The sequence below is a fragment of the Candidatus Berkelbacteria bacterium genome, assembly GCA_016187225.1.
In the GTDB taxonomy this organism is placed as follows: Bacteria; Patescibacteriota; UBA1384; order JACPKC01; family JACPKC01; genus JACPKC01.
In genome coordinates this window covers 143,625-170,133 of sequence record JACPKC010000010.1, presented here as the reverse complement: position 1 = coordinate 170,133, position 26,509 = coordinate 143,625, and the positions used below count along the sequence as shown (strand labels likewise).

The 26,509-nt window shown below is 48.4% G+C and carries 30 protein-coding genes; 22 read left to right on the top strand and 8 right to left on the bottom strand.

Features of this window, described 5'->3' with window-relative positions; genetic code table 11:
- Positions 1-1,182 carry a DUF3048 domain-containing protein gene (locus HYW32_03635; protein ID MBI2590081.1) on the top strand — a complete coding sequence of 394 codons (1,182 nt, stop codon included), beginning with the start codon at positions 1-3 and terminating at the stop codon, positions 1,180-1,182.
- A 54-nt stretch (positions 1,183-1,236) separates the two neighbouring features.
- Here HYW32_03635 and HYW32_03630 read toward each other — a convergent pair whose 3' ends face one another.
- From HYW32_03630 to pyrF, 3 genes are all read right to left on the bottom strand, one after another.
- Entirely contained in the window at positions 1,237-2,661 is a 1,425-nt protein-coding gene (locus tag HYW32_03630; protein ID MBI2590080.1) for a hypothetical protein, read from the bottom strand.
- A 123-nt stretch (positions 2,662-2,784) separates the two neighbouring features.
- Positions 2,785-3,462 carry a lytic transglycosylase domain-containing protein gene (locus HYW32_03625; protein ID MBI2590079.1) on the bottom strand — a complete coding sequence of 226 codons (678 nt, stop codon included), beginning with the start codon at positions 3,460-3,462 and terminating at the stop codon, positions 2,785-2,787.
- 218 nt (positions 3,463-3,680) lie between these two features.
- Positions 3,681-4,547, bottom strand: a complete 867-nt coding sequence (gene pyrF / locus HYW32_03620) for an orotidine-5'-phosphate decarboxylase (GenBank protein ID MBI2590078.1) — start codon at positions 4,545-4,547, stop codon at positions 3,681-3,683.
- A gap of 89 nt (positions 4,548-4,636) precedes the next feature.
- On the opposite strand from pyrF, the gene HYW32_03615 reads away from it, so the two are divergent.
- Genes HYW32_03615 through ybeY form a run of 5 tightly spaced genes read left to right on the top strand, consistent with a single transcriptional unit; the run spans position 4,637 to position 6,584 of the window.
- On the top strand, positions 4,637-5,122 hold the full coding sequence (locus HYW32_03615; GenBank protein ID MBI2590077.1) for a hypothetical protein: 486 nt from the start codon (positions 4,637-4,639) through the stop codon (positions 5,120-5,122).
- Positions 5,100-5,441, top strand: a complete 342-nt coding sequence (locus HYW32_03610) for a histidine triad nucleotide-binding protein (GenBank protein MBI2590076.1) — start codon at positions 5,100-5,102, stop codon at positions 5,439-5,441. Before HYW32_03615 ends, HYW32_03610 begins: the two co-directional genes overlap by 23 nt.
- Before the next feature lie 55 nt (positions 5,442-5,496).
- Positions 5,497-5,718, top strand: coding sequence for a 30S ribosomal protein S21 (locus HYW32_03605; GenBank protein ID MBI2590075.1), 222 nt, complete (start codon positions 5,497-5,499; stop codon positions 5,716-5,718).
- A gap of 9 nt (positions 5,719-5,727) precedes the next feature.
- Positions 5,728-6,165 (top strand): GatB/YqeY domain-containing protein, encoded by a 438-nt coding sequence (locus tag HYW32_03600; GenBank protein MBI2590074.1) that lies wholly within the window; start codon positions 5,728-5,730, stop codon positions 6,163-6,165.
- The gene (ybeY, locus tag HYW32_03595) at positions 6,162-6,584 is read left to right on the top strand and encodes an rRNA maturation RNase YbeY (GenBank protein ID MBI2590073.1); all 423 of its coding nucleotides are present in this window, start codon (positions 6,162-6,164) and stop codon (positions 6,582-6,584) included. Before HYW32_03600 ends, ybeY begins: the two co-directional genes overlap by 4 nt.
- 6 nt (positions 6,585-6,590) lie before the next feature.
- Here the strand turns inward: ybeY and HYW32_03590 are convergent, their stop codons facing one another.
- The 4 genes from HYW32_03590 to HYW32_03575 all read right to left on the bottom strand — a co-directional run bounded on the left by HYW32_03590 (position 6,591) and on the right by HYW32_03575 (position 9,151).
- On the bottom strand, positions 6,591-7,301 hold the full coding sequence (locus HYW32_03590) for a hypothetical protein (GenBank protein ID MBI2590072.1): 711 nt from the start codon (positions 7,299-7,301) through the stop codon (positions 6,591-6,593).
- A gap of 2 nt (positions 7,302-7,303) precedes the next feature.
- Positions 7,304-7,813, bottom strand: coding sequence for a signal peptidase I (locus HYW32_03585; GenBank protein ID MBI2590071.1), 510 nt, complete (start codon positions 7,811-7,813; stop codon positions 7,304-7,306).
- A gap of 78 nt (positions 7,814-7,891) precedes the next feature.
- Positions 7,892-8,536 (bottom strand): hypothetical protein, encoded by a 645-nt coding sequence (locus HYW32_03580; GenBank protein ID MBI2590070.1) that lies wholly within the window; start codon positions 8,534-8,536, stop codon positions 7,892-7,894.
- An 81-nt stretch (positions 8,537-8,617) separates the two neighbouring features.
- On the bottom strand, positions 8,618-9,151 hold the full coding sequence (locus tag HYW32_03575) for a PH domain-containing protein (GenBank protein MBI2590069.1): 534 nt from the start codon (positions 9,149-9,151) through the stop codon (positions 8,618-8,620).
- 216 nt (positions 9,152-9,367) lie between these two features.
- Between HYW32_03575 and ftsA the strand changes: the two genes are divergently transcribed.
- The 11 genes from ftsA (at position 9,368) to HYW32_03520 (ending at position 21,891) form a co-directional block, all read left to right on the top strand.
- On the top strand, positions 9,368-10,612 hold the full coding sequence (gene ftsA, locus HYW32_03570) for a cell division protein FtsA (protein MBI2590068.1): 1,245 nt from the start codon (positions 9,368-9,370) through the stop codon (positions 10,610-10,612).
- Between the two features lie 22 nt (positions 10,613-10,634).
- Positions 10,635-11,843, top strand: coding sequence for a cell division protein FtsZ (ftsZ, locus tag HYW32_03565; protein MBI2590067.1), 1,209 nt, complete (start codon positions 10,635-10,637; stop codon positions 11,841-11,843).
- A gap of 5 nt (positions 11,844-11,848) precedes the next feature.
- Entirely contained in the window at positions 11,849-12,187 is a 339-nt protein-coding gene (locus HYW32_03560) for a hypothetical protein (protein MBI2590066.1), read from the top strand.
- 145 nt (positions 12,188-12,332) lie between these two features.
- The gene (gene nrdR / locus HYW32_03555; GenBank protein MBI2590065.1) at positions 12,333-12,815 is read left to right on the top strand and encodes a transcriptional repressor NrdR; all 483 of its coding nucleotides are present in this window, start codon (positions 12,333-12,335) and stop codon (positions 12,813-12,815) included.
- Between the two features lie 49 nt (positions 12,816-12,864).
- On the top strand, positions 12,865-15,480 hold the full coding sequence (locus tag HYW32_03550; protein MBI2590064.1) for an adenosylcobalamin-dependent ribonucleoside-diphosphate reductase: 2,616 nt from the start codon (positions 12,865-12,867) through the stop codon (positions 15,478-15,480).
- A gap of 27 nt (positions 15,481-15,507) precedes the next feature.
- The gene (gene trxA, locus HYW32_03545; GenBank protein ID MBI2590063.1) at positions 15,508-15,828 is read left to right on the top strand and encodes a thioredoxin; all 321 of its coding nucleotides are present in this window, start codon (positions 15,508-15,510) and stop codon (positions 15,826-15,828) included.
- A gap of 48 nt (positions 15,829-15,876) precedes the next feature.
- Positions 15,877-16,434: a hypothetical protein gene (locus HYW32_03540; protein MBI2590062.1), complete on the top strand. Its 558-nt coding sequence runs from the start codon at positions 15,877-15,879 to the stop codon at positions 16,432-16,434.
- A gap of 263 nt (positions 16,435-16,697) precedes the next feature.
- Positions 16,698-17,375: a thioredoxin domain-containing protein gene (locus HYW32_03535; protein ID MBI2590061.1), complete on the top strand. Its 678-nt coding sequence runs from the start codon at positions 16,698-16,700 to the stop codon at positions 17,373-17,375.
- Positions 17,365-17,778: a vitamin K epoxide reductase family protein gene (locus HYW32_03530; GenBank protein MBI2590060.1), complete on the top strand. Its 414-nt coding sequence runs from the start codon at positions 17,365-17,367 to the stop codon at positions 17,776-17,778. The genes HYW32_03535 and HYW32_03530 overlap by 11 nt, the downstream gene beginning before the upstream one ends.
- Positions 17,779-17,805: 27 nt before the next feature.
- Positions 17,806-18,945, top strand: coding sequence for a hypothetical protein (locus HYW32_03525; GenBank protein MBI2590059.1), 1,140 nt, complete (start codon positions 17,806-17,808; stop codon positions 18,943-18,945).
- Positions 18,946-18,969: 24 nt separating this feature from the next.
- Positions 18,970-21,891: an ATP-dependent helicase gene (locus tag HYW32_03520; GenBank protein ID MBI2590058.1), complete on the top strand. Its 2,922-nt coding sequence runs from the start codon at positions 18,970-18,972 to the stop codon at positions 21,889-21,891.
- A gap of 69 nt (positions 21,892-21,960) precedes the next feature.
- Here HYW32_03520 and HYW32_03515 read toward each other — a convergent pair whose 3' ends face one another.
- Complete coding sequence (locus HYW32_03515; protein MBI2590057.1) at positions 21,961-22,359, bottom strand: hypothetical protein; 399 nt, start codon at positions 22,357-22,359, stop codon at positions 21,961-21,963.
- A 240-nt stretch (positions 22,360-22,599) separates the two neighbouring features.
- Between HYW32_03515 and HYW32_03510 the strand changes: the two genes are divergently transcribed.
- The 5 genes from HYW32_03510 to HYW32_03490 are packed head-to-tail and all read left to right on the top strand — an operon-like array spanning position 22,600 to position 26,477.
- On the top strand, positions 22,600-23,601 hold the full coding sequence (locus HYW32_03510) for a DNA recombination protein RmuC (protein ID MBI2590056.1): 1,002 nt from the start codon (positions 22,600-22,602) through the stop codon (positions 23,599-23,601).
- 11 nt (positions 23,602-23,612) lie between these two features.
- Positions 23,613-23,993, top strand: coding sequence for a VOC family protein (locus HYW32_03505; GenBank protein MBI2590055.1), 381 nt, complete (start codon positions 23,613-23,615; stop codon positions 23,991-23,993).
- A gap of 26 nt (positions 23,994-24,019) precedes the next feature.
- A complete protein-coding gene (locus tag HYW32_03500) occupies positions 24,020-24,790 on the top strand; it encodes an RluA family pseudouridine synthase (protein MBI2590054.1) in 771 nt (256 codons plus the stop codon).
- Positions 24,791-24,795: 5 nt separating this feature from the next.
- Positions 24,796-25,398 (top strand): guanylate kinase, encoded by a 603-nt coding sequence (locus HYW32_03495; GenBank protein MBI2590053.1) that lies wholly within the window; start codon positions 24,796-24,798, stop codon positions 25,396-25,398.
- The gene (locus HYW32_03490; protein MBI2590052.1) at positions 25,395-26,477 is read left to right on the top strand and encodes a mannose-1-phosphate guanylyltransferase; all 1,083 of its coding nucleotides are present in this window, start codon (positions 25,395-25,397) and stop codon (positions 26,475-26,477) included. Before HYW32_03495 ends, HYW32_03490 begins: the two co-directional genes overlap by 4 nt.
- Positions 26,478-26,509: the final 32 nt, after the last annotated feature.

Here is a 26,509-nt window from a genome sequence, read left to right as displayed (position 1 = left end):
ATGGAGACACTTAATCTCGAGAAGGGTAATTTTCGCGAACGTCTTGTGCGTTTTATAAATAGCCGGCGCGGACACGCAACCCTCATAATCAGCCTATTCATAATTGTATTTGGTGCGGCGGGCACGGCTGCTTATTATCGATATTTCGTACCCGAAGGATTTAATCTTCAATCCGCGAATAACTCGATCTTGCCAAATCTTTCAGTTAAGGAAGTACCCAAAACCGAACCATCAACTTTAGATGGGACTGAAGTTGATCCCAGTAAGGCCAAAATTCGGCCCCTGGCAGTGATGATTGAGAATCACCCCGACGCGCGCCCACAAGCTGGGCTGATCGATGCGAGTGTTGTTTTCGAGGTGATTGTGGAAGGCGGCATCACACGTTTTATGGCAATTTTTGGTCCAGCCGATGCGCAAAAAATCGGACCTGTAAGATCGGCTCGACCGTACTTTGTCCACTATGCCGCTGGTTACAAAGCGCTGTATACGCATGCAGGCGGATCGCAAGCGGCGCTGGCCCTAATTCCTAAGACACCGGCGATCGTTGATTTACCCCATACAGCCGCTTATTTTGAACGCGAACCAAAACCAGGCATCGCGGTTGAACATACGCTCTTCACCTCAAGCGCCAAGCTCTATGAATTCGCCAAAGAAAAAGAAGTGAAACTAGAAAGCGAGTTCACGCCGCTTAAATTTGCTGACGATATCGCAAGTGAGCAACGAGCGGCCACGGCAACCCTTGCTATTGATTTTTCAACACCTTCTTACAAAGCGGAGTGGGTCTATGAGCGCGAAGAGAACATCTATAAACGTTCACTTGCGGGTGCGGCGCACATTGATCGTGTTACGGGCGATCAAATTACAGCCAAAAACATCGCTGTCATCGAAGTGGAGCGCGTCTACGACGCTAAAACAAATCAGGGCAAAGGCGAATGGTTTATGACCACAGAAGGAGAGGGGAAGTCAACGCTCATTCAAAATGGCACTGCAACTGAAGGCAAGTGGAAAAAATCCAGCACCGACGAGATGTTACGTTTGTACGATAGCAACGGCAATGAGTTAACGCTCATCAAGGGCAAGACTTGGTTTGAGGTGATTCCGCCCGGCACATCGGTGACACACACCGAAACTCCACCGCTAACCGCAACGGGTGATGCAAACCTATCAGGAACGATAAATTAAATTTTTAAAACGACCGCCTGGGCGGTCGTTTGCATCATTTTGGTCTCCGCTAGCTCAAGCGAAACCAAACTTACTGAACGAAAAAATAAAATTGGGCAAAGGCTCGATCTTTTCGAAGTCGCGAATCTCCTGCTCGGTTGGCGTATTATTGCGCAGATGAGAGCGCACAAAGGTCGTACCGATTGGCGGCAAAACATCTAACGTATCAATCGCACGAAGTTGAGCTGCTTCAGATGGATTCCTGCCAAGAGGCAGTCGACGAAAATGCGCTCGAATCGGTGTTTTGGACGCGGGGACGCCAAATCCGTTCGACTTCTTACCTCCTTTTTCATGATACGTTGACGCCTTCACACCCTGGCCTGTGACTATCCACCACAGACAGTAGAGGCAGACAAATCTGTGCACCCGATCCATCTCCTGCACCCCCTCCCGTGTGCAAGAACAATCAGAACACACCACTTCCTGCCAATTATTTGGATCGAGGATAATGGACGCCGTATACCAATACCTAAGGTAACGGTATCTCATCCAGAGCTTGACATGAGTCAGAGGAAAATCACCGACCGGAATTAGTTGTACATAAGTTTCACAACTATCTGCTAGATCGACGCGGAGCTTATCGAGACCGGCTGGTCGCAGGCCATATTTGGGTTGCATAACGATCTCCTGCCACATCTGCTCCTCCTTGGAATGAAAATCGTCGCGCTTAGTCTGGAACCAAGCAACTAACTCTCGGGTGAGAATGTTTTGCCTGTCAATCCACGCATTGAATGCGTGGATGCGACCGTTGATTGCATCAATAATCTCATCTGGCACAGGCAGAAAGACTGGGTCATGCTCACCGCCGATCGCGACCAAGATTGTCTCTTCTATGTTAGTCGCTGTTTGAAAAGGCCATTCAGACAAGTGAACAAGGTTCACGTTTGCCCTAACCGAAGCATAGAAAAAGACTATGTGATCGAAAATGGCACCCGCCGTTTGAGACCCGCTTGCAACTGAGCGCAAGAAGTTTGTCCATGTTCGCGAGGCGCCATGGATCAACGTGCCAATAAGAGACAAGATAGATGCAAATTCATTGTATTGTTCTGTCAGCGAGAGTTCATCAGGGTAGGTCCTGATCCTTGCCTGATGAAGCAAGCTGACGATCTTCTCCGATCGCTCGAAGTCATTCGCATCAGACCCTAAAAAAATGGTCGCAAAGTTCATGCCGACCCTAACGGTGTAGGCTCTATGCGCGTTAGCAATCGCGATCATCTTATCAGAATCGATCCGCTCCGTGGCTTTCCGAATAGCGTTAAGACAACGCTGAAAATTGCGTTTTTCGGATCTCTTGAGCTGATCGAGGCCGCGATAGAAGATGCGCCCGAGAGCGTAACAAAGGTCGAGGGTCTCATTAACATCTTCCCAGCAGTATAGAAGATGCTTTCGAACAACTTTCTGATTAGCCAGAATTGCCTGTTCAATCTCAAAAATATGCATCTGTGCATACCTCTCCTTCGTAAAATTTAATTGTTAATTGTCTTACAAAGACTGTTTTATATACTACATAACTCCCTCTAATACAACACCACCCCGCCGGGGCGGGGTGGTGTTTAGAAAGATCTACCCTTCGATCGAAGCGGCGAGCTTTTTGACTTTATCCACATACCACTGGGCATGATTGTAGGCCAAAAGCGCACGGTCGATATTAGAAGCGGCGCCGTTGGCGGCCAGATAGTTAGCCCCCGCGAAGACAGCGTCCTCGGCGTGGTTTATATCTTTAGCACCGTCACCATTTCCATCAACACCATAGCGACGCCAGGTGCCTGGCATAAATTGCATTGGGCCTTGGGCGCCAGCATAAGATCGAACGGACGTTACCCAACGTTTACCGGACTCAACCTGCCAAACAGCTTCGACAATTTTCCAGTCAAGACCATAAGCGGCGGCGGCTTTTTGAGCCAAAGCCCGTTTGGTTTCAAAACCAACATCAGTCTCTTGAACTTTTAACTCAACTCTCGTTACGACTTGCGGCTTCTGCTTACGCACCGCTTCCATACGCGCAAGTCGAGCCGTTTGCTCGGCTCTCGATTCAATCACTGTAATAGTTAACTCGCGTCGGGGCGACAAATTTACAATTACACTTGAAGACTGCGGATCTAAAACCAGGGTCGAAACAAGCGGCATTTTAGCTTCTTGGGCTTGTGCAAAATTGCCCAACACTAATTCAAATATCAAAACCCCGACTAAAAATACTTTTGTAGCTTTTTGCTTCTCCCTCCCTTTTGCAAGGAGAAACATAAATTTTAGCTCCCGTTCCCAAGCGGCTACTGCGCCGAGTATTAATCGGGTCTCGCCGGAAACAAAATGAACCTGTTTTACAGGTTCAGAAGTTTGATTAGGAAACGTGTAGAACTATACCATATAATTAGTATTTGTCAATAGTTTTAATGCAAATATATGGTTTGTTATAAATGGCAAAAAAGAAGCGGCCGAAGCCGCTTGAATCACAAAGGTCTTTACCGATTGGCGGGACTGGACGCCAGGGTCGCGAGTGTCTGGGAAATATGATTGTTCTGCATCCGCACATACTCCTGGGAAGCGCGGACAAAACTTCCATCGCCAGGTTGACCTGCGTAGAGCAGGCTACGTGAAGCATTGATAAGGAAATTTTTTCCCTCATCATTGGTTGCGGCCAAGAGCGCCGCCTCCAGTTCGCCTCCCTGTGACCCGACGCCGGGCACCAATAAAACCATCTCTTGGCCAACAATTTTTCGAATTGCGGCCAGGTGTTGTGAATAGGTGGCGCCCACAACCAGTCCTCTAGTAGAGGCAGATTGCCAGCTCTTCACACGACAGGCGACCTTCTCGCAGAGTCTCTTTTCCCACTCAAAGAGTTTCAAATCCTGAAACTCATCGGAGCCAGGATTTGAGGTTTTACATAAGAAGAAGAGCCCTTTACCTTCAAGCTCCAAGAAAGGCGCGAGCGCCTGCCCGCCAACGTAAGGATTGAGTGTGCAAGCATGAGCTTTCGTTCGCACGAAAGCCTGCGCGTAAGCCTGATTACTGGCTCTAACATCACCCCGTTTCCAATCCAGAATAATGGGGACTTCCGGATAGTGGGTGATGATGTAATTGATCAAACTTTCTAGCAAGAGCATCCCTTGAGGCCCATGGGCTTCGAAAAAAGCCGAGTTCGGTTTAAAGGCCGCAACGAGGTGATGAATTGCGTCGATGATCGGTCTCAGAAACCGCTCGATGAGATAGACGCTTTCCCGATTTCCGTTCGGGAAATAAGACGCAATTCGGTCGAGCACTGGATCGAGGCCGGCACACAAACGCAAGCCTTTATCGAAGCGAGCTTCGATAAGTTCTAAAAACGACATTTAAAACTACCTCCCTAAAAATTTTGGGACATTGAGAGCATAAGGAGTAAACTTATGAAAGACAAGCGAAATACGCTAAGTTGTAAAGAATGAAAAACCTCTCAATGCGCACCAATGAGTGGCTGACCGAACAACTCGCGATGCTATGGTATCGCTATTTTGATGATATTGATCAACCAAATGACGTTGTGATTAAATTTGGTCAGCCAGCCATCACGCGACTCGGTTCAATTAAGTGGGGGAGAAAACCGCTTCGACAACAAAGCGGCGCGCTTGAGCGGCGAAGTATTATCACGATTACGAGCCACCTCAAAGATCCTAAGATTCCCGACGAGGTCGTTTTAGGTGTGATGGCACATGAACTCGTTCATTATGCGCATGGGTTTTCGAGCCCCCGACCACAACTTTACAAACACCCTCATCACGGCGGCGTCGTCGATCGCGAGCTTGCAAAACGTGGCTTGGGCGCGGTGCTAAAATTTCAAGAGAATTGGCTCAAAAAGCATTGGACGGATTACGTTCGCGCCAATCATAAAGTTAAAAGGAGTCTCTATGGAAAACTGTCTTTTTTGTAAAATTGCCACCGGTAAAGAGGGAACTAAATTAATTTTTCAGGATAGGCGCGTAAGTGCCTTCAATGATATTGCGCCCAAGGCGCCGATACACATTCTGATTGTTCCCCGTATACATCTCACGAGCGTAGCGGAAATGACGAGGGAACATGAGCCTCTAATTGGCTATATGATCAACGTTGCGCGAAAAATTGCCGATGAACAGAAGATATCGAGCGACGGCTATCGCTTGGTCTTTAATACCCGCGCGCATGGCGGACAGGTAGTTGATCACATTCATTTGCATTTACTCGGTGGACATCGACTGGGAAGCATGGTATAGTCCAGGCATTGTTTTTCCGTAAAGTTTTCTGGCCATCAGAAATGAGGTGAGTGTGATGGCTGATTTTCAGGATTCACGAACTGAATTTAGCACAACGCGCGAGCGGCGGCCGTCTTTTGAAGTGACACTTCGTCGTTTTTTTCGCGAGGTTCAACAGAGTCGCATCCTTTCAGAAGTAAAAAAACGCCGATACCATGCTAAAGAGCTTTCACGGCGTCTGCGACGCATTTCGGCGCGCCGCAAAGCAGTTACTAAAAGATTGCGCCGAGGATACTAGAATATGAATATAGTTAGTCAAATTAATAGCGATGCCAAAGAAGCGCTTAAGGCTGGTAGGCCAGAACTTCTTTCGACTTTGCGAATGGTCAAAAGCGCGCTTAAAAACAAGCAGATCGAATTGGGTCATGAGTTGAACAACGTAGAAGCGTTAGCTGTCTTACAAAAAGAAGCCAAACAACGCAGGGAGGCACAAGCCGAATATCAAAAAGGAAATCGGCCCGAATTAGCTGAAAAAGAAGGCTCGGAACTAGCAATTTTAAATGCTTACTTGCCGACCGAACTTTCAGACGAAGAATTGACTCGTCTCATCAGCGAAACGATTCAAGCAACTGGCGCGCGTTCAGCCGCCGAGCTGGGAAAAGTAATGAGCGCCTTGATGCCAAGGCTTCAAGGGCGAGCTGGCGGCAGTCGAGTTTCAGCCATGGTTCGCAAACACCTCTCGTGATCAAACTCGAACTCGACTTGATCGAAAACTTACCCGTTCCGATCAAGCGGCATTTGATTGAGCAAAAAATTCGAGAGGTTTTAGCGACACATGCACAGTTTTTGACGGAAGTAACTCTAGAGCTTGTAATTGTGGATGATCGCGAGATGCAGATTCTCAATCATCAACACCGTGGCATTCAAGCTCCAACCGACGTGCTCTCCTTGCCGATGGCAATGGACGTTGAACGAGGTACGGTTGTCCCAAATCACACTCAAGCTCCACTGTGCCTCGGCACAATTCTTATTTCGCTTGAAACAGTTAGGCGGCAGGCAACGCGCTTTGGTCAAAAGCTTGAAGAATTGTTTTTAGAACTTGTTGAGCATGGCGTACGCCACCTTGTCGGCCACGATCACGATGATGAAGGAAGATGGCGCTAGAATCCGTTAGGGCACCTGGTAGGTAAGTAAAAGATATGGAGCGGTAGCGAAGCCGTCTTCACGCAAGTTATACTCGGCATCTCTTGTCATTGGCGCATCTTCGCTGGTATCACGAATGAGCCAAGAGCGGGTTTCGCCAGGAGCGCAGTCGGCCGTGACGTCCCACGCCTGCCAAACTTCATCCTCGAGACCAGTAGCCGCCACTGCAATCGGTGAGTCGCTAATATCACCACCAGGCGTAGCCCATTCATCGGGCCGAGCGTACCACTGCCAACTACTTTCGCCAACCTCGGCTTCATCCGGCCCGCCCGCACCCTCGCCCCACTCGTTCTCATGGAGAGTAAATCGGTACGCGCCATGAGAACGGCTTTCAAACGAAGGCGCCTCGTTCATGAAAAGATTCAGCGAGCAACCTACCAGAGTGACGCCAGTTGGGAGCGTAGGGATATCGAAACGAAAAGCCAGTCGTCGATTTTGACCGTCTTTTGAACTAACGTCCTCTTCATCGACATTCCCAAAGTTTTCTTCGACATCGTCTTGATCAAATGCGGTGTCGCTAGAGGCAAAGACCTTAATCGAAGGGAAAGCGGCAACGTTAATCTTAATGTTCTGAACAAACACGCGATTGCTTAAAAACAGAGCAAAGGCTTCACTGACGCTAAAAACAAAAACGAAAATCAAAAATCCAACGATCTGCGCTTGGCGTTTGCGGGCCACATTTAACTCGCTTTTTTCCGTTCTCTCTCAAGTTTCATCTCGAAAAGAGCAGTATTAATTGAAAACAAATCATGAAAAACTAAAATTAAGACTGGAATTCCGACCAAAAGACCGATGCCAAGCGGGGTGCGAAGAAAGGTTAGCACAGCGCCAAGGTAGGGAAGGTGAAACTGATACTGACCTTGAATGTCATTAAAATTGAGGCGCCATGGATCCTGGCTAGGGTTCGCGTCGCCTTGAGTGCGGAAACTTCCTTGCTCAAAACTCGCCACGCGATGAGTAATGAGTTGCTCAGACGCGTCAGGGGATTTGAAGGTAATAATATCGCCTGGAACAATTTGGGCGCTTGAATTGGGCTTGCGCACAAAGATTAGAGAGTTAGTTGGGATTGCTGGCTCCATGCTACCAGTCAAAACTGCATAGAAATGGTAATCGCCCAGTAGATTTGTTCGACCGGATAGGGCAATAGCTCCGACGCCGATGAGCAGGACTAAACTTAAGCTTTGAAGCATGGATCGGATTCGCATCAAGAGCAAAAGCTCCACTCCCTGCGTAGCCAGGCAAGGATGAAGCTTTCAACTTAATGCGAATTAAGCCTGCTCGCCTTGGAAGTTAGTGTCAAAAGTGCAAGTTGCATCCTGCAGAGCATAGGCCGAAGGCAACTTTGCTTGCATCGAAAACATTTTCGCCTCGCCAGTCAGAAAATCTGGCAAATAATCTGTGGTATTTGTTGACCAGCCGGTCAAAGTTTTATAGCCGGTAAAAGATCCGCCGAGATTAAAACGCAATGAAAGTTGATTTTCCAGATCAGAACCACCGGTGCAAACAATGTTCGAAATTGTTGGAATCATGTTAAGTGGAACGGTTGAATTCCCGGGCGTGATAGCACCATCATAGCCACTGCAAATCCCACCACCAACCGCATCTTCGAGCGTGCCGTCGTCGTTGCCTAAATACATCTCATGGCCAAGCGTAACGTCAATGTCGGTGTCGCCCGGATTGACTGCTGAAAAATCGATCGTGGGTGAAATTGAATCCTTCCAGGTATTCGAACCGACAGGGTTTGAATTGAGCGAGTTGCAAATTCGTAAATCGGCGCCACCGGTTGTCATCTGACTTTGACCCACCGTCACCGTGTTCGAGGTGAATAATGCATACGTGACGCCGCCGCCGATGGCAAGCACGCTCACCAGCGACAATATACTCCGCAAGAGCACCTTTCGATGTTTATCCATTGCCCCTCCTTTAAGGAGAACTAATATTTAATTAAATAATACTCTCTGCTCGGGATATTTCATAATCAATTGGGGATAAGATCACGAAGCCGCAATCCCCCCAGTTTGAATAAAGGATGGCGGCTGTTCAATTTTAGGCAAGAATTGAGCGAGCAGTTGTTGACACCGATTTGGATTTGAAATGCCCGCTAAACGAATTTCTTGACCAAGCGCGGGATTATGTAAGGTGAGTGTTCCATACCGCAAGATTTGACCCAAAAAATCCTGTGTCAGTGTGATTGAACGCACCTCGCCGGTGCTTAAAACCTCATGATACTTGCGAAAGATACCTCGATGGTGCGTGATTTCCGCGACGCGAATTTCGTAGTATTCATGCAACCAACCGACACCAGCCAACGCAACTGCTCCGGCCTTAAGGACTAAACTTACAAACAAAATTGCGATTAAACCCAGTGGAGACAGAGTAATTTGATTTAAGAGAACGAGTAGGAACCAAAGCAGAAGAGCAATAAAAATAAAATAAACACATTCAATCAGAAGTAAGTCGAGGAGCACAAAAACTGGGCTCCGATGTAGAATAAGATATGAGATTTTCGCTTGTTCAAGGGGTGACATTGTCACCTCCAATTTTATAAGTATACACCTTCCAGATTGCTTCGTCGTTTTAGCTCTTGCAATGACGAGAGAGAAAGTCTTTCAAATGAAGTCATTTTCTCAAATTATCGACGATGAGGTGGTTGAAGAATTAGAACAAAACACGCCTACGATTTGATTTGGTGATTGTAAAGCGCCTGCGCTATACTAGGCGCATCGCAATGGAGGACTAAAAACATGTCTGAACCAAAGCATGTGGTTATGGGTTTAGATATTGGAACAACCAAGGTGGCGGCAACGGTCGGCCATTTTGCCGAAGGTGGGATTGAAATTCTAGGTATGAGCAAGGTTCCGAATACCGGTCTTCGCAAAGGGCAGGTGATTGATATCGCTGAAACTGTTTCGGCGATCTCGGCCATCCTTGAAGAGTCGGAACGCACGACGCAAGTCACAATCTCAAGCGCTTTTGTTGGCTTAGGCGGAGCGCACGTTGAAACGACTAAATCCAAGGGTGTGATCGCAGTTTCACGCCCTGATGGAGAGATCACCAGTCAAGATGTTGATCGAGTAGTTGAAGCCGCTCGCGCGGTCGCGATGCCAGCCAATCGAGAAATTATCCACGTTCTCCCCAAAGCTTTCTCGGTCGATGCCGAGCAAGGAATCGTCGACCCAGTCGGCATGACCGGTATTCGTTTGGAAGTTGAAGCGCACGTTGTAAGTTGTGCCTCATCAGCGGTTAAAAATACGTTACGCGCCGTTACCCAAGCAGGTCTGCAGGTTGATGATTTAGTTTTTGACCCCCTCGCAACAGCCGAAATCATGCTCAATAAACGCCAAAAAGAATCGGGCGCGCTCTTGATTGATATCGGCGCCGGTACGACAAGCCTAGCCATCTACGAAGAGGGCGATTTGGTGCATGCCGCGATTGTGCCGATCGGTTCGATGCACATTACTAACGATATTGCAATTGGCCTGCGCACTTCGATCGACGTAGCCGAGATTGTTAAGATGCGCTTTGGCTCGGCGCTCAAAGAGCGAACTTCAGAAACGGAATTGATCGAACTGGCCGAGATCAATCCAGACGAAAATCAGCGACCAAAACTCAAATACGTCGCCGAAATTATTGAAGCGCGACTCTCGGAACTTTTCTTGATGATCAACGATGAACTTCGCAAAATTGGACGAGACGGCACCTTGCCCGCGGGCGCAGTTTTAACAGGCGGCGGCTCAAAGCTGAATGGCCTGATTGATTTTACTAAACAGGCGTTGCATCTTCCGGCAACTCTCGGTAGACCGACGCTCGAATTCGCCGGCAGTGTTGACAAGCTAGATGATCCTTCATACGCTACCAGTGTTGGTTTAGCGCTCTGGGGATTGGCAGGCCGAGCGCCAATCGCATCACAAAAAAAATCGATTTCCTTTGACACGATGGAGGGGGTTGTCGGGAAAGCGCGAGATTTCTTAAAACAACTGCTTCCATAGTAATTCAAAAGGAGAGAACTCGATGAGCCAAAATAGCGAGATCGAGTCGTTTGCCATTATTAAAGTGGCGGGTTGCGGAGGTTCGGGCGGCAACGCAGTCAATCGAATGATCGCGGCCAAGGTCAAGGGAATCGAATTTATCGCCATCAATACGGACTCGCAGGCTCTGCTCAATAATCAGGCGCCGATTAAAGTTCAGATTGGCAAGGAGACGACAGCGGGCCTTGGAGCAGGCGCTGATATTGAAGTGGGCCGCAAATCGGCTGAAGAAAATAAGGATGAGGTTTACGAGGTCTTAAAAGGCGCCGACATGGTGTTCGTAACCTGCGGCATGGGTGGCGGCACGGGCACGGGCGCGGCGCCGCTTGTTGCCCAAATCGCCAAGGAACTCGGAGCGCTAACAGTGGGTGTGGTCACTAAACCATTTTCCTTTGAAGGCGCGCGCCGGCGTAAGATCGCCGACTTAGGCATTCAGGAACTCAAAGACAAAGTCGACACTTTAATTGTTATTCCCAACGATCGTCTTCTGCAGATTGTGGATAAAAAAACCTCACTCATGGATGCGTTTGGAATTGTGGATGACGTGCTTCGTCAAGGCGTCCAGGGTATCTCTGATCTTATTACTCTTCATGGCATTATCAATGTCGATTTTGCCGATGTGCGAACGATTATGGCCGATGCGGGCTCGGCGCTGATGGGTATTGGTTATGGTACCGGCGATAACCGGGCGGTAGAGGCGGCACGCGCGGCGATTGACTCGCCACTTTTGGAACTTTCAGTTGACGGCGCTAAAGGAATTCTTTTTAACATCACCGGCGGGCCTGATCTTGGGATGTACGAAATTGACGAGGCGGCGAAAACAATCACAGAAGCGGCAGACCCAGAGGCAAACATTATCTTTGGCGCAATTATCGATGACGCAATGGCAGGCGAGGTTAAAATTACTGTAATTGCGACTGGCTTCGACGAAACGCGTGAAATCCGCAGTCGCGGCCAACGCGAAAGCGAGCCAAATCAAACTCCAGCTCAACCTGCGCCGCGATTAGGCGCGTTTGCGAATCGTTTTGGCACCCGCTTTCGCCCTCAATATGAACCTCAATCTCAACCCAACGAACAACCGTCAACGCCTCAATATCAACCGTATGCGCCCGAAACCGAACCTGCTTTTACTCCGCAAGCCGATGAAGAAGAAATCGATGTGCCGGCCTTTATTCGTAGAAAACTAAAATAAATTGTATGGAAAAATTTTCGCCGCGATTAGATGGGAATAATGAGAAATTTAGAGGACTCGGAATTCAGTTAGAGGAACTGGTGACTTTCTGGCAAGAGTATGAAAATCATGTTCCTCGCGGCGTCAATTTCGATGAAGAGTCGCAATGGCAAAATGAAGTCTATGATAAGCTTCAAGAAGAATTTAGGGCTTTAAGTGTCATTCTGAACGATAGAAATAGAAAAACACCTCCTTCGGAAGAAATAGAAAAGCTTAAGGTTAGACTTGATAATTTTAGACGTGAAGTAGGCAAGGCCTACAAGGATATTCTTAGCTCTCAATCCAAATCCGATTTTGCAGCCTAATTAGGTTCGAGCAAAATTATTGAACGTTTTAATCTCAAGCTCAAACAAGCTGGAAATATCCACACTTTTACCTTGCAGACACAAGATATGGGGCATAAAGTAAAAATTATACCCCAATATCTAGTAGTCAGTTTTTAGGAGAAGAATGGTCTGTCCCGCTTGCCGTAAAGGTGAAACGCGAGTGATTGACTCACGCGAAGATGAGCAAGCGGTGCGCCGACGGCGTGAATGTTTGGCCTGTCAGTTCCGTTTTACAACCTTTGAGCGCATTGAAGTGATTAATTTAATGGTCATTAAACGCAACCGCACTCGCCAACCATTTTCAAAAGAGAAACTTTTAAAAGGCATCCTTCTAGCTGGTGAAAAGCGGCCCGAGATGTTGGCGCGCGCCGAGGAAATTGCCAACACGGTTGAGCGTAATCTTTATGCTCGGTGCAAAGATGAAGTCACTTCGCATCAGATCGGCAAGTTTGTTCTTAAGGAATTAAAAGCAATCGATCCAGTTGCTTACATGAGATTTGCATCAGTGTATCGATCGTTTACAGACCTTGAGTCGTTCGAAGCTGAACTCCAAAAAATTTTGAACGAACGGGTTTGTAAAGAAAAAGTGGAAGTCGAAACAGATTAAGAAAACAATGGTCGGGCACACATCTAAAAAATTCAAGAGAGGAGGGAGTATGGTAAAAACGCAAGTTGACTATGATCCAGCGACTGCAACGGTCAATAAGCTATCCGAAATCGGGTATAAAATTTTTCTTGATCGCTATGCCATTAAAGATGGTAAAAAAGAAACTCTTTCTGTGGGCGATACGGTTGTAGTCTGCGTCGATCTCGAGACGAGCCAACGTGAGATTGGCATCGTCACCAAACTTGACCACGAGCAGGTGACGATCAAGCTTCGCACCGATGGGAGCGAAATTACACGAGCCGTTGAGCATGTCGATAAGCCGCTCGAAACTGATCCGACCCAAATGCAGGCACGGGTTGCGCGCGGAATTGCTTCTGTGGAAAAAACCCCAGCGCTCCAAAATAAGTGGGAGGGTAAGTTTCAGCAAGCGCTCAAGGATTGGAAATTTGTGCCAGCTGGGCGCATCTTAACCGGTGCTGGTTCCAACCAGGCCTTGACCTACTACAACTGTTATGTAATTCCGAGTCCGCACGATTCACGCGGTGGAATCATCGAGACGCTCAACCGTATGGCTGAAATTATGTCGCGCGGCGGCGGTGTTGGGATTAATCTTTCAAGTTTACGACCTCGTTACGATTATGTGAAAGGTGTTAATGGTCGCAGTTCCGGTTCAGTCAGCTGGGGATCGCTCTATAGCTTTGTGACTGGCTTAATTGAGCAAGGTGGGTCGCGGCGCGGCGCTTTGATGCTAATCTTAAACATTTGGCATCCGGATATTGAAGAATTTATCAGCTCAAAAACCGAGATGGGGAAGATTACGAATGCCAATATCTCGGTCGGCATTACCGATGATTTTATGGAAGCAGTCGAGAAAGATACCGACTGGGAGTTTATTTTTCCGGATCGCGATCATCCAGCTTACGACACCGAATGGAACGGCAATCTTGATGCCTGGCGAGCGGCGGGGCGACCGGTGAAACCGGCTAAAAAAGTTCGCGCGCGCGAACTTTGGGACAAAATGATCGATAACGCCTGGGCCTCGGCAGAACCTGGATTATTTTTTATCGATCAAGCTAATCGCTACGCAAATTCCTGGTATTTCTCACCACTTATCTGCACTAATCCATGTGGCGAGCAACCTCTGCCGGCCTGGGCAGTGTGCAATTTGGGCGCAATCAACTTAGCTAAGTTTGTCAATGAGACTCGCAAAGAGGTTGAATGGCAGGAACTGGGCGAGACAATCCAAGTTGCAACCCGATTCCTTGATAATGTTATCGATGCGACACCGTACTTTTTTGAAGAGAATCGCGTTCAGCAGATGAATGAGCGGCGAGTAGGGCTAAATACAATGGGAATTGCCGAGATGATGATAAAACTGGGCATTCGGTATGGCAGTGAACTCGGTAATCAATTTGTAGATAAACTTTATCAATTTATCGCAACTGAAGTTTATCGCGCCTCCAGTAACTTGGCTATCGAAAAAGGCACTTTCCCAAAGTTCAAGGCCGCCAAATACCTCAAGAGCGCTTACATGAAAAGTTTACCCAAAAAAGTCCGCGATCAGGTTCGCGAAACTGGTGTGCGCAACGTGACACTTCTCACCCAAGCGCCCAATGGCACAATTTCCACGATGGTTGGCACCTCGAGCGGCATTGAGCCATTTTATTACTGGACATACCAACGTAAATCGCGCCTGGGTATACATGAGGAAAAAGTTGAGGTTTATGAACAATGGCAAACCGAACATCCGAACGAGTCCTTACCAGATTATTTTGTAACTGCGATGGATCTTTCACCCGAGGAGCACGTGGGCGTTCAGGCCGTGATTCAGCGCTGGGTGGATTCGGCCATCAGTAAAACTTGCAACGTGCCAAACGAATACACGCGCGATCAGGTCGGCGCCATTTACAAGCTCATGCACAAACTCAATTGCAAAGGCGGCACTGTTTATCGCGACGGCTCGCGCGACGTTCAGATTCTTTCGCACACTAAAGGCGAGCAATCGGCCAATGATTCGGCGGCGCTTAAAAAACTTGAGGAGAATGGCAAAGCGAGCGCGCTTGCGACTGCGGCTGGGATTGTTCCGCGTAAGCGACCAGATGTAATGCGTGGCACAACGTATAAAATGCCGACCGCCTATGGTTCGATGTTTGTGACGATTAACGACGACGAGAAGAGCCAACCTTATGAAATTTTCACCGCGCTTGGTAAAACTGGCGGCTTCTTCGCCGCTAAAACTGAAGCGATCTCGCGCCTGATTTCACTGGCGCTTCGATCCGGCATACGCGCCGAAGTTGTGATTGACCAAATTAAAGGCATTCGTGGTCCGAGTCCAATTTGGTCTGAAAATGGGATGGTGCTTTCATTGCCTGACGCAATCGCGCAAGTCATGATTCGGCATATCCACCGTGAACAGGGTAAGCTAAATCTGGAATTCAAAGAAAAAACGGCGCCCGAAACGCTTATTAACACCGAAGCGCCCGTACCCGTGCCAGCCGGCTTGCAGAGCATCGATGTGACTGGCAATCAAGTTAGCCTACGGGGTGAGATGGAATCGGTGGCTAATCTTGGCTTTGCGCCAGCCTGTCCGTCTTGCGGCGGCGCCCTGATTTTTCGCGAGAGTTGCATGGACTGTCCAAGCTGTGGATACTCAAAGTGTAGCTAATAAAGGAGTTTTGAAATGTCTGAAGAGATGCAAATCAACGAATCTGAATTTCAAGCAAAGGTCATAGAGGCCTCAAAGACCCAACCAGTTGTGGTTGATTTTTGGGCCGAATGGTGTGGACCCTGCGTCGCCATGGAGCCAATTTATCAGGAAGTGGCGAATCACTATCAAGGCAAGGTCGCCTTTCATAAACTCAACGTCGATCAAAACCCTAAAGTTACCCAGCAATACGGCATCTTGAGTATCCCGACCACGCTTTTTTTCAGACACGGCAAGCCAGTCGACCAAGTCACAGGCTTAGTTGATAAATCGGAGCTGACGACGCGCGTGGATAAGCTCTTGGCATAATTTGCTATAGTGCAGAGAATAGAATACATAAAGGAAGCAGGAGGAAATATGAACGAACTTATAAGTGATCTGGCGAAGCAAACTCGAGATGCAGTTAAGAGTGTTGTTGAAGGAACAGGGGATGTGGCGACGAGTGCGGCAGGCGCAGTTTCAAAATCACTCTCCGCGGCGTTGCAAGGCGGCGATACGGTAGCCGATAGAGTAGTAGAAGTTGCAACCGATGTAATTACAGGGGCGATTCGAGGGGTGGCCGATACCAGTGTCGATACGATGGCAGGTATCCAGGGCGTCGTCCAAGGTGCGATTAAGGGCGTCTCGATGGTTGGTGGAGATGTGGTGTCCGCCACGGGAAAGATCGTTTCGACAACTGTCAAAAGCACGGCTGATACCGGCAAAGACGCAACCCAAGCGGCCGTGAGCGCCGTTAAAGGCGCGATCGCGGCGACAGAGGAAGTCGGTGGGGACGTCAGCGGTGTCACAAAAGAAGCGATAATTGGCGCAGTCAATGGAGCAAGCGAAATTAGTGAAGCAACGGCAGACTCGGTTAAAAAAGTCCTTGTAACCAGTATCGAAGGCGCCAAGGAAGTCATTGATACGATTTTTTGACAAGCCAAGAGAGGTTTGTGATACTCACGGCAGTATTAGTATTAGTGAAGTGAGGAGGCTCAATGGAAGAGCAAAGTGGGAACATGTGTGAACATTGCGGGGCAGAGATGAAAGATGGCGTCTGCCCAAGTTGTGGCTCGGCCGAAGGTCACGAGCACGGCGCGGATGATACGGGAGACGCAGGCAACGCCTAAACCGCATCAAGCAAAATGCCTTGGCAGTTGCCAAGGCATTTTGCTATCTGACTCTTCAGAAAGGACTAGATGAATCAATTCTGGCCTTGGTTTTTTGCGGTTGGAGCGACAGTTTTACTGGTTGTGGGCATCATTATGTTTGATACTAATCAACGCCAAGTTTCAGGCACAACGTCAGCAGAAGTCGCAACAATTAAAGAAGGTGAGTGGACAACTGGTCCCAATGAGGCGCCGGTAACTTTAATCGAGTATAGCGATTTTCAATGCCCAGCCTGCGGCAACTATTTCCCAACAGTCGAAACACTCAAGCAAGAGTTTGGTGACCAACTTCGATTTGTTTATCGTCATTATCCACTGAAATCAATTCATAAGCACGCCGAATCAACTGCCAAGGCGGCTGAAGCGGCGGGTCTACAGGGAAAATTTTGGGAAATGCACAGTCAGCTTTTTACTCATCAGACTGACTGGTCAAAACAATCTGAAGAAGAAGCGCAAGCAATCTTTCGCACCTACGGCAAAAATATCGGCCTCAATCTTACCCTTTACGACGAGGCATTTAGCTCTAACGCCGTAAACGAAGCCATCAATGACGATATTCGCACCGGCGACTTGGCTAAAATTAGCGGCACACCGACCTTCATTCTCAATGGCGAATATATCAAAAACCCGAGTTCGCTCGATGAATTTCGAGGCTTGATTCGAGCTAAAATTGGAGCGCCTGACAAGGAAGTGAAAGATGAAGAATAGGATATTAACTTTTGTTGGCAGCCTTCTGTGCTTACTTGGCTTTGCCGACGCCTTATATCTCACAATCAAACACTACCAAGGAATTGTGCCAATTTGCTCTCTGACGGAAGGTTGCGATGAGGTACTGACTAGTTCCTATGCAACTTTGGGCGATGTTCCAATTGCACTTTTTGGCACGCTTTATTATCTAGCCTTGCTAGTATTTCTACACCTACCAACTCGTGTGAGTCGAGGTTTATTCTTTGTTCTTGTGAGCCTTGGACTCTTCGCTTCACTTGGTCTGACTTACTTGCAATTTGGCGTCCTGCAAGCGATCTGCGTCTACTGTTTGGGCTCGGCAATGATCACATTCTCGCTCTGGATAATCGGCTGGCTCCGTTTAGCGAGCGGGTATCAGCGCTAAAGGTCTTGCCCTTGCTATACTTAAAGAATGCAACCGCAAATTGTAAGATTTGGTTTTTTAGCAGTGTTGATCACGCTCGTCGGTTTTTCAATCTGGTTTGCGCTGGATGAAAAAAATAGCACAAGCGCGCCGATGGCAACTAGGAGAGTAAAAACACCTGATGAAGCGAATCGATATGGTTTTTTAGGTAGTCCGCATCTGGGCGAGTATGCAGACTATGCAAAAACTGGGGCGGGTTGGGTGCGACCACATCCGGGTGAATTCGTGTGGGGACAGATTGAAAAAAAGCGAGGAGCAGAGTACGACTTTTCTGACACGGATAAAGAGATCGAGGCCATCGGCCGAGCCAAACTTGCAGCGCTCGTCACACTCTGGCCGTTTGCCGAGTGGGATCAAAAAAATCATTCCAAGGGTTCAGACTGCCTCTCTGATGATGAATTCGGCTGGGCGCTTGGGATATATCGCTGTAATCCCACCGATTGGAAAGCCTATGCTAATTGGATTCAAAGAATCGTTGAACGTTACGATGGGGATGGTATCGACGATCTTGAATCTTTACCTATCAGAGTGAAGTATTGGGAAATCGGAAATGAACCTGATCTTGGCCAGACTGGCGGGCCGGGAAATCTTAAGTTCCATGCCGAGGGCGCGAATGCCTACCAAGAAATATTGATTAAAACTGCGGCGGCGATTCGCAAAGCGGATCCAAAGGCTGAAGTAGTGATCGCGGGTGCGGCCGGAGGCAACGATAACTTTTTAGCCTTCTGGCGCGAGGTTTTAGCCGATTCAGATGTTCAATCTGCTTTTGATATTGCCAATGTCCACACGATCTCAAACGATTCGTATGAGTCGTTAAATGTTGAGCCCTATAAAGATCTCCTGAATTCACTCGGAATCCAAAAACCAATTTGGGTAACCGAAGCCGAAACATTTTTAAGCACAGATGCAAAGATCAATGCGACCCAACTTTTGGCAAGTACCAAGCGCGCTTTTGAACTCGGCGCTGAACGAATTTTCTACACCTCCCTAAATTTCAAGACACCGCCTGGGGAGAGTGGCAGAAAGCCAAGCCAATCAACTCTCGCTCTGGATGCAACTTTTTCAGAAACCGACGACCCGATCAAAATGTATCAGATCATCTTCGCTCGCGTTAAAGGCTATGAATAGCTAGACCTCTGCTACAGTAGAGAAATGGCACGCAAAAAAACGCAAATCGAATTCCTCCCCCTGGTTATTAAGCCAGACTTAAATGATTCACTGAATGAGGCTCAACTTGAAGCCGTAACCCACACAGAGGGGCCGCTTTTGGTTGTGGCCGGCGCTGGTACAGGCAAAACAAAAACACTCACCCATCGGATCGCATGGCTTATTGAGCAAAAATTGGCCAAGCCACGAGAAATCTTAGCCCTGACTTTCACGGAAAAAGCGGCGGCAGAGATGGAAACGCGTGTCGACCAGCTTCTTCCTTATGGTTACACCGATACCGCCATCGCCACCTTCCACTCATTTGGCGATCAATTCCTGCGTGAGTACGCGCTTAGCTTGGGCTTGCCACCAGAGTTTCGTGTTCTTGGGAGCGATGAACAAGCGCTCTTTCTTGCCGAGCGGTTCGATGAGATTGATGGACTCACGGCGTTGCGGCCAATAGGCAATCCTCGCAAATACATTGCCGCCATTCTCAAGGTGATCAGCCGCGCCAAAGATGAACTCGTCGTGCCAGAACAGTATTTTCGGGTCGCAGAAACATTAGAGGATCAAGCAATAACCGAGGAAGAACAAAGGGAAGCGGCACGGCAATTGGATATTGCTCGAATCTATGCCGCCTATGAACAGTTCAAGGATGAGCGTGGCGTAATCGATTTTGGTGATCAAATTCTCAAATTAGTCCTCTTCCTGGATGCAAACCCACAGATTCTAAAAACGCTTCGCACACGCTTTCGCTATGTTCTCGTTGATGAATTTCAAGATACGAATGTCGCTCAATACGAACTCGTGCGCCGCCTGGTTAGTCCCAGCCAACACCTGACTGTGGTGGGTGACGACGACCAGGCAATCTACAAATTCCGCGGCGCGGCTGTGAGTAATATTTTGAGGTTTCGGTGCGATTTTCCGAAAGCGAAAACTGTTGTGCTCACCAAGAACTACCGATCAACCCAAGCAATTCTTGACACTGCCTACACATTAATTCGAAACAATGATCCAGATCGCTTAGAAAGTAAGCTTGGCATTAACAAACATCTGACTGGGCAAACATCCGGCGTGCCACCAGACTTCCACTGGTACACCCATGAAGCTGATGAGATTGAGGCGCTAGTTGCGGCAATCCGTGAGCGCCAGAAAACACTCGCGCTTTCAACTATGGCGATTCTCGTCCGTTCAAACACGCTCATCGCTCCAATTGCCACGGCCCTGCGTCAAGCAGACATCCCATTCTCTACGAGTACCGACCGCTCCTTTATTCACCGACCCGAAATTCGTGGCATTATCGCCTTCTTAAAGTGTCTTGCCTACACTGATGATTCACTCGCCTACATGAAACTTGCACTGTCACCGTACTACCAACTTTCTCCTGAATGGGTGTTGCCATTCAACGATGCGGCCCGGCGCGCAAATCGCTCGTTTCACGATGTTCTCGCTACTAACGACTCGATCGCCTGGACACGATTATCGCCAGAGGGTAAAGAGGCAATGGAGGCACTGCGGGACGACCTCGTTCGCTATCGCCACTTACTCGGTAGCAAGAATCCAGGAGAAATTCTGTACCGGTTTCTCAACGACCGTGGCATCCTCGAAACTGAACTAAAAACTTCAGGTACTCAAACAACACTCTTAAGAGAAACGCCCGAGGCCGAGCGCTTGGTGATGGTGCAGAATCTCGCCGCCGTCTTTGAGGCAATTCGGGGTTACATTGAATCGGGCAGTGACCCATTTTCACTTACTTTTATTGATCGACTCGATGAATTTCTCTCGCATATTACGCCACCAACGGTCAGCGTTGAGCCTGATATGGATGCAATCCGGATTATGACGGTTCATGCCTCGAAAGGCCTGGAGTTCGATACGGTTTTCTTGCCGAGTATGACGGCTGATCGCTTCCCAGCCCGAGCCAAGAAAGAGGTGCTGACCCTCCCCGACGCGCTAATTGCTGAAACATTACCAACTGGCGATGAACATTTGGAGGAAGAGCGACGTCTCGCCTACGTGGCGATGACTCGAGCCCGCCACGAACTGATTCTCTCGGGCGCCGAACGAAGTGGCGAGGGCGTTCGAACTAAACGAATCAGTCCCTTTGTTGTTGAGGCGTTTGAGCTCATGACACCACTCAAACCCCAACCCAGTCATTCGAAGGAGGGCGTACTGAAACAATTCGCCACACAACAGGCGCCTGCGACTCCAACCCTCACACTACCCGTCAACGATGGAATTCTCTTCCTCTCGCCAGCGATGATCGAGTGTTACCAAAATGATCCGTATGACTTTTATTGGAAATACGTGCTCAAGGCGCCATCAACTCCGAGTCGTCACTTTGTCTACGGAAACGCGATTCACTCCGCCATCGAAGCTTACTACCGCCGCCGTATCGGCGGCACAACCGTGACACTCGAAGATATTCTCCAACGCTACAGTGAAGCGTGGAAGAGCGAGGGCTTCGAGAGTCGCGCTGATGAGAATCGTCAATTCGAGCAAGGAACGGCAACGCTCCAGCGCTTTGTGGAACGAGCGAGCGCCGAGCCACTCCCCACATTGGTTGAGGAGACTTTTACTCTGACAGTGCCACGCGCCCGTCTGCGCGGAAGAATGGATGCAATCTTCGAGAGCCAGGGTGAGATTCGCGACTTCAAAACGAGCAATGTGAAGGATCAAAAAGATGCGAATGAACGGGTGAAGAAGAATATTCCTATTCGGATCTACGCCCTGGCCTATAGGCAGCGATTTGGCGCTCTACCTAAACAAGTCTCCCTCGATTTTGTTGAGGTCGATTTCCGAGCTTCGCTGACCCCCGATGAAACAATGATCAGTTCAACAGAGAAACTCATCCAAGAAACAATCGACGGCATCCTCGCTAAATCCTTCGCCCCGAACCCAAACAACATTTTCGCGGATTACGAATAGTAGGATGATGTACATGAAAAAACGCCCTAGGGTTTAAGGCGCTTTTTTATTCAAAATGAAACGACTGGGTTAGACCGGTACCTCTAGGAAAAAATCTGTCCAAATCGTCTCAACTGATCTGCTATGCATATGGAACTGCGTTCCGTCACCGACGTTAACTACGCTCTTCCACCCCGAGAGACTCTGGCGGGGCATTTCCTGCAATGCAGGAAACTGCCTGACAGACAAGGATATCGAATATCCTTGAAAATCATACTCCTTCCCCACGAATAATATTATGAAGACGGTCAGGCTGATCAGGGGGCAGGGAGACCACATGATGCGCCAGGTTGGGTTAAGGCCCCACTCGACCTCAACCTCTTCATCACGGTACACAGACCCAGGGTCGATAGAACTAGCTCTATCGACGAGGTTGGCGGGTACCCCATATGCCTTTAGAACATCCTGCACCTTTTCTATCATTTTCAACTTCCTCCTTTTTTTCTGAGAGTTTTGACACTCCTCATCCTCCAGATGAGGTTAATGATCTTGGAGTTCTCGATCCGCCAGCAGGCGGAGCTCGAACAAAAAAACTGTCCCTCATCTAGAAAACGAGAAGTGTCAGTTGAACATAATTTTTAAAGTGCGAAAACAGAGAACTGTACCAGATAGGGGGGGTTGTCAAGGGTGCGAGGTGACTGCGAGGCGCAATCCAGGTAGAATAAAAGTATGGAAACAACACTTATTACTCTGGTTGTTTTGGTTGGCATTGGGGTAGGGATTGGATTTGCTCTGATTCTCCAGCGAATGAGTCAGCTCGAAGAAGTACGCAAGGGCGACCAGTCGACAACGCTCCTGAACCAAAATCTTCAGGAAATGCAGAAACGAATTGATGCGACCACTCATGCGATCAACGAGCGCCTCGACCGAGCCGCCCAGGTTGTTGGTTCGGTCCACCGAGAACTCGGCGCGATGAGTCAGATCGGCACGCAACTTGCCCAATTTCAAGATTTTTTGAAGTCGCCAAAACTTCGGGGTGGCTTAGGCGAGCAAGGCCTTAAAGACTTGTTAAACCAAGCGCTTCCCGCCGATGTGATTCGCTTTCAACACGCTTTTCGGACAGGCGACATTGTTGATGCGATGATCAAACTTTCGGCTGGCATTGTCCCAATCGATTCTAAATTCCCGCTTGAAAATTTTAACCGCTATTTAGGCGAGACTTCAGAACAGGAAAAAAACAGCCATGCCAACGCATTTCGCCGTGATTTCCGGAATCGCGTCAACGAGATTGCTAAAAAATACATTCTGCCAGATGAAGGCACGGTCGATTTTGCGATGATGTATCTGCCCAGTGAAACTGTCTACTATGAAGTGGTGACAAATGAAAAGTTCCGTGATCTTTACGAATATGCCGCTCGCGAAAAAGTGATCGTGACAAGCCCATCAACCTTGTTTTACTATCTACGAACCATCATGATCGGTCTGGAAGGCCAGCGCTTAAATCAGATGGCGCACCAAGTGCTCAAGACCGTTCGAGCAATTCAGCAAGAAACCCACAAGTTTGGCGATAACGTCCGAGTTCTTGGCAAGCATATTGGGAATGCGAAAAACTCAATGGATAGCGTTCAGCAAGACTATCTTCGCCTCGCAAGCAAGGTTGACACCGTCCTTGAATTAGAACAAGAAGAACTTGCGGCAACGCTTCCAGAAAGAAGCGAAGAAGCCGCATAGAAAGGAAGTATATGGATTCAATTGTTCATTTTGAGATCCCTGTGAATGTGCCGAAGGAGGCCAAGAAGTTCTACAATGAGGTGTTTGGTTGGAATATCTCCCAGTGGGGTCAACAGGAGTATTGGATGGCCGTGACAACGGAAGTTGATGAACAATCTCAACGACCAAAGAACCCCGGCGCGATTAACGGTGGCATCTTTAAGCGAGAAGGTGTGTTTAAAGGACCAATCGTCACTATCGCGGTTGCCGACATTGAGACAGCCTTGTCAAAGATCGAGGTGGCCGGTGGGAAAAAGGTTCGTGGCAAAGAACCAGTTGGCGAGATGGGCTGGACGGCCTACTTTGAAGATAACCAGGGTAATCTAATGGGACTCTGGCAGAGTAAGGCCTAAACCGAACCGGGTTAAAGGATAAAAGTATGGTTCGAGCGGAGCAGGGCGGAGTCGAGGACTCTCAAATACAAGTTATTCAAGAAACCGACGATTGGGTGGCCATCGATAAGCCGCCTGGTCTTGTAATTCATGACGTTCCGGGAGAAAAGCACGCGGGCGCGACTCTTGTTGATTGGTTGCGCGAACACATACCAGCGATCAATCAACACTTCTCGCCAAATAATTCGCGACCAGGCATTATTCATCGGCTAGACGCTGATACCTCGGGCGTGATTCTGGTGGCGAAAACTCCTAAGGCACTCAATAATCTTCAAGATCAGTTTAGAAATCGTGGGATAGAAAAAGAGTACGTGGCGCTCGTCTACGGGGAAACACCTCCATCTGGAGAAATGAAGGGAAATATCAGTCGCCTGGCGCACGACACTCGTCAGACTGTGCGGCGCCTTTCATTCTCGTGGGAAAAAGCCATCACCAAACCAGCGGAAACTCGGTACGAGCGGAACCAACTGTTGAGCAACGATCATAATCGCTACAGCTTGCTAATATTAAAACCAAAAACTGGCCGAACTCACCAGCTCCGCGTTCAACTTCTCGATGCCGGTTGGCCAATCATCGGTGATCAAACCTATAACACCAAAGAAAGCCGCGCGGCTTCGCAACAACTAGGCATCGCCCGCCAATTTCTTCATGCAAAATTGTTACAATTTAACGATCCAGCCACCGGACACACCTATATCATTGAAGCGCCACTAGCCAGTGATCTTACGCCTGCGTTAGAACAGCTAAAGAGAGTATAATACCTATGCACGCACCAGTTCCAATTCTTATTGCCGGGCCGAGCGGAGTGGGGAAGAGTACGATCATTCAAGCAATCGTCGATCGCTTCCCGCAACTTGCACTCTACAAAACTACGACGACGCGCGACCGAAGATCGAGCGTTGATGACAAGTATTATTTCGTTTCAGAAAATGAGTTTAAGAGTTTGATCGAAGCGGGGAGAATGCTCGAATGGGCGAAAGTGCACGGCCATTACTATGGCGCCCAAAAAAAACATATACAAGAGATCCTCGACCATGGAAAGTTTCCTTTACCAGAAAATGCGGTTGACGTGCAGGGCGTGCGGACATACCGAAAAGTATTCCCGGGTTTACTCGCGATCTTTGTCGCGTTTGAATCCTTGGAAGAACTACCCAAGAGAATTCGAAAAACCAGACCGGAAGCTACCGAGGAGGAAATCTCAACGCGCCTAGCTTCAGCGCAGAGAGAAATGGCGGCGATAATAGAATATAGGCATGTTGTCATTAATCATGAGGGTAAACTGGACAAGGCAATCCAAGAGGTGGCTGGTATCATAAAAAAAATACTAGGAATTACTCCAATCGCTGAAAGGAGTCGAACATTATGAATGTTGTCATTCTTGCTGGGGGGTCGGGGACACGGCTCTGGCCAATGAGTCGCAGGCTTCAACCAAAACAGCTTGCTAAACTCGTTTCTGACGTGACGATGATTGAAGATACCGTCAATCGGCTTAATGGTTTTGCTAATTGGGATCAAACTTATATCTCGACGAACGAAAACTTTGCACCACTCATCAAGGAATTATTGCCAAGAGTGCCATTCGATCATTACATTGTTGAACCAGAGCGACGAGATACCGGCCCGGCAATGGCCTTTGCCGCGGCCTGGCTAGCGGTTGAGTCACCCAATGAGCCGATGATCCTTATGCCGAGCGACCATCATATTAACGACGCGGCAATGTTTCGTGATGTACTCAAGGTTACGGAAACGCTGATTCGGGAACAGGGGACAATGGTTAATTTTGGTATTGCGCCCACTTTTCCAAATGTAAACCTGGGATACTTAAAGATCGGGAAATTCTTAGAAGACCGCGATGGGGTCCATATCCATGAGTTCGGCGGACAGAAGGAGAAACCTGACTATAAAACCGCCAAGAAATTTTTAACTGCAGGCAACTACCTCTGGAACGCTGGTTATTTTGCCTGGACACCAGCCAAATTCATCGCGGCCTATAAAAAATTTGCGCCTGGAATTGGTGATCACCTGGATGAACTCGGTCAAGCAATTAAATTAAAGGATCGAGCGGCATTAACCGAGGTCTATGGCAAGATGGAGGCTAAATCGATCGACTACGCAGTGATCGAAAAAATGAACCCCGCGGCGGTGCGAACGATTCGGGGTGATTTTGGCTGGGCGGATCTTGGCAGTTGGGACATGCTCTACGACCAACTCGGCCATCAAACAGATGAACAGGGGAATCTAGTGAAGGGTAATTGGCACGGACTCGATACGACCAATTCGCTGATCTACGCACCAGAAGGGAAGTTGGTCACAACAATTGGCCTCTCCGACATGGTAATTGTGGATACGCCAGAAGCTCTCCTCATTACCCCCAAGGGCCGCGCGCCAGAGGTTAAGAAGATCGTTGATTTGCTTAAAAAACGCAACCTCGAAGATCATCTTTGACAACCAACCTTGATTCTTTCCTGAAAATCGGT

Bases quoted from the DNA above. Each gene is read 5' to 3' on its own strand.
- HYW32_03635 (MBI2590081.1), top strand. From the start codon at position 1: ATGGAGACACTTAATCTCGAGAAGGGTAATTTTCGCGAACGTCTTGTG.
- HYW32_03630 (MBI2590080.1), bottom strand. From the start codon at position 2,661: ATGCATATTTTTGAGATTGAACAGGCAATTCTGGCTAATCAGAAAGTT.
- HYW32_03625 (MBI2590079.1), bottom strand. From the start codon at position 3,462: ATGTTTCTCCTTGCAAAAGGGAGGGAGAAGCAAAAAGCTACAAAAGTA.
- pyrF (MBI2590078.1), bottom strand. From the start codon at position 4,547: ATGTCGTTTTTAGAACTTATCGAAGCTCGCTTCGATAAAGGCTTGCGT.
- HYW32_03615 (MBI2590077.1), top strand. From the start codon at position 4,637: ATGAAAAACCTCTCAATGCGCACCAATGAGTGGCTGACCGAACAACTC.
- HYW32_03610 (MBI2590076.1), top strand. From the start codon at position 5,100: ATGGAAAACTGTCTTTTTTGTAAAATTGCCACCGGTAAAGAGGGAACT.
- HYW32_03605 (MBI2590075.1), top strand. From the start codon at position 5,497: ATGGCTGATTTTCAGGATTCACGAACTGAATTTAGCACAACGCGCGAG.
- HYW32_03585 (MBI2590071.1), bottom strand. From the start codon at position 7,813: ATGCTTCAAAGCTTAAGTTTAGTCCTGCTCATCGGCGTCGGAGCTATT.
- HYW32_03580 (MBI2590070.1), bottom strand. From the start codon at position 8,536: ATGGATAAACATCGAAAGGTGCTCTTGCGGAGTATATTGTCGCTGGTG.
- HYW32_03575 (MBI2590069.1), bottom strand. From the start codon at position 9,151: ATGTCACCCCTTGAACAAGCGAAAATCTCATATCTTATTCTACATCGG.
- ftsA (MBI2590068.1), top strand. From the start codon at position 9,368: ATGTCTGAACCAAAGCATGTGGTTATGGGTTTAGATATTGGAACAACC.
- ftsZ (MBI2590067.1), top strand. From the start codon at position 10,635: ATGAGCCAAAATAGCGAGATCGAGTCGTTTGCCATTATTAAAGTGGCG.
- HYW32_03560 (MBI2590066.1), top strand. From the start codon at position 11,849: ATGGAAAAATTTTCGCCGCGATTAGATGGGAATAATGAGAAATTTAGA.
- nrdR (MBI2590065.1), top strand. From the start codon at position 12,333: ATGGTCTGTCCCGCTTGCCGTAAAGGTGAAACGCGAGTGATTGACTCA.
- HYW32_03550 (MBI2590064.1), top strand. From the start codon at position 12,865: ATGGTAAAAACGCAAGTTGACTATGATCCAGCGACTGCAACGGTCAAT.
- trxA (MBI2590063.1), top strand. From the start codon at position 15,508: ATGCAAATCAACGAATCTGAATTTCAAGCAAAGGTCATAGAGGCCTCA.
- HYW32_03540 (MBI2590062.1), top strand. From the start codon at position 15,877: ATGAACGAACTTATAAGTGATCTGGCGAAGCAAACTCGAGATGCAGTT.
- HYW32_03535 (MBI2590061.1), top strand. From the start codon at position 16,698: ATGAATCAATTCTGGCCTTGGTTTTTTGCGGTTGGAGCGACAGTTTTA.
- HYW32_03530 (MBI2590060.1), top strand. From the start codon at position 17,365: ATGAAGAATAGGATATTAACTTTTGTTGGCAGCCTTCTGTGCTTACTT.
- HYW32_03525 (MBI2590059.1), top strand. From the start codon at position 17,806: ATGCAACCGCAAATTGTAAGATTTGGTTTTTTAGCAGTGTTGATCACG.
- HYW32_03520 (MBI2590058.1), top strand. From the start codon at position 18,970: ATGGCACGCAAAAAAACGCAAATCGAATTCCTCCCCCTGGTTATTAAG.
- HYW32_03510 (MBI2590056.1), top strand. From the start codon at position 22,600: ATGGAAACAACACTTATTACTCTGGTTGTTTTGGTTGGCATTGGGGTA.
- HYW32_03505 (MBI2590055.1), top strand. From the start codon at position 23,613: ATGGATTCAATTGTTCATTTTGAGATCCCTGTGAATGTGCCGAAGGAG.
- HYW32_03500 (MBI2590054.1), top strand. From the start codon at position 24,020: ATGGTTCGAGCGGAGCAGGGCGGAGTCGAGGACTCTCAAATACAAGTT.
- HYW32_03495 (MBI2590053.1), top strand. From the start codon at position 24,796: ATGCACGCACCAGTTCCAATTCTTATTGCCGGGCCGAGCGGAGTGGGG.
- HYW32_03490 (MBI2590052.1), top strand. From the start codon at position 25,395: ATGAATGTTGTCATTCTTGCTGGGGGGTCGGGGACACGGCTCTGGCCA.